Annotated in this window: 1 protein-coding gene; it reads right to left on the bottom strand. The window is 73.4% G+C overall.

Features of this window, described 5'->3' with window-relative positions:
- Positions 1-212: 212 nt before the first annotated feature.
- A partial coding sequence (locus AC1DWF_RS33375) for a helix-turn-helix domain-containing protein (protein ID WP_476842786.1) occupies positions 213-835 on the bottom strand: 623 nt, incomplete at its 5' end.

The following is an 835-nucleotide window of genomic DNA, read 5'->3' as shown; positions in this document are numbered from 1 at the left end:
GGAACTGCGAGACCGCGGTCATGGCGGACATCGCCGCGCCCACGCGAGTAACAGGGCTCATGGCGTCGCGAACAGGATCGAGGCGCCCGATGAGCCATCCGGCCGCATCGCGGCCGGCGCTGCCCGACCGACAGCGCCGCCTGGCGTACCAGCGGCGCGGCGAAGCCAAGSCGCCGGAGSSGSCGCCCGGCGTYTGAGGGCACAAAAAAACATCATGCTCCGATGCCGAACTCCGCCGAGAGCGCCCGGGCCCCTTCCGGCGTGCAGGCCAGCCGGCGCCGCTGGAGCAGATCCGTCGCCGAGGGCTCGATGCGGGTGAGCCAGAGGCGGCGCGTCATCATCGAGGTGATCTCACGGCCCAGCCCGCCGGCGAGGTGCGGCCGGCGCTCGGACCAGTCCATGCAGTCACAGGCGAAGCGGGGCGCGCGGCGGGCTGCGGCCAGGTCCACGCCCAGCTTTTCGAGACGCGCCTCGCCGGATTCCGTCGCGGCCCAGCCACCCGGGGCCGCGGCGATCCAGCCGTCGCCGGATAGACGCTCGTGCAGGGCCACGCCGATCCGCCCGGCCACGTGATGCCAGCACAGCCGCGCCTGCCGGAAGGCATCGCCATGCGGCCAGGATTTGCGCGGGCTGACCTGAGGCAACGCCATCAGTGTCTCGAGCGCGGAGGCGATCTCCTCGCCGGCCAGCCGGTGGTAGCGGTGCCGCCCCTGGGCATGGACCGAGACCAGCCCGGATTCGACCAGCGCCTTCACCTGCGCGCTCGCCGCCGCCGCGCCGATACCGGCCACGCGCGCGAGTTCGCCGGCGGTCAGCGCCTCACCGGGCAAAAGGG

This window comes from Aminobacter sp. P4_D5 (assembly GCF_056401815.1).
The sequence above is the reverse complement of the archived record's forward strand: the minus strand, read 5'-3'. Positions and strand labels throughout refer to the sequence as shown.